Source organism: Candidatus Dorea massiliensis AP6, from assembly GCF_964245105.1.
GTDB lineage: Bacteria > Bacillota > Clostridia > Lachnospirales > Lachnospiraceae > Laedolimicola > Laedolimicola intestinihominis.
Map to the genome: position 1 here is coordinate 1 of NZ_CAXTKW010000051.1, position 633 is coordinate 633.

Consider the following 633-nt stretch of genomic DNA (forward strand, 5'->3'; position numbering starts at 1 on the left):
CTTTCACGCTTGACCATTCTGACTGCCGGTGAGCAATCAGCTCATACATAGCGTTGTATGAGGGTCATAGGTTTGTTTTTTTCAGAGGTTTTTGTCCTCTTGGAATGATTACCTTTTAGGATAATCACCTCGGATGTCTTGTGTTAAATTCATTCTAAGAATTGAATTTAACTTGTAGATATTTCAGTATATAGTTTTCAAGGTACAATGTAAATCTTGGTGTCGACATTCACAGATTTATGAATTTCGACAATGGGCTTAAGTGGACTCGAACCACCGACCTCACGCTTATCAGGCGTGCGCTCTAACCGGCTGAGCTATAAGCCCGGTTATCAATCCGGCAGCCACCTGCTCTCCCATATCGTCTCCAACATAGTACCATCGGCCGCTTAGGTCTTAACCATCGTGTTCGGGATGGGAACGGGTGTGTCCCCTAAGCGCATCGCCACCGGAAGTTTTGAACACTTCCTAATACAATATGTAATTGTTAGTGTCAGACTCTTTACGAGCCTTCATAACTAAACAGTGTACTTAACACATTCGTGTTCCCCTACTTATTCTTCCTTAGAAAGGAGGTGATCCAGCCGCACCTTCCGATACGGCTACCTTGTTACGACTTCACCCCAGTTATCA

1 tRNA gene and 2 rRNA genes are annotated in these 633 nt (G+C 44.1%); all 3 read right to left on the bottom strand.

Going from position 1 to position 633, the window contains the following annotated elements:
• Window positions 1-253: 253 nt before the first annotated feature.
• A tRNA-Ile gene (locus ACESZP_RS17950) sits at window positions 254-327 on the bottom strand.
• A gap of 8 nt (window positions 328-335) precedes the next feature.
• A 5S ribosomal RNA gene (gene rrf / locus ACESZP_RS17955) occupies window positions 336-453 on the bottom strand.
• A 115-nt stretch (window positions 454-568) separates the two neighbouring features.
• A 16S ribosomal RNA gene (locus ACESZP_RS17960) occupies window positions 569-633 on the bottom strand; the annotation flags it as partial.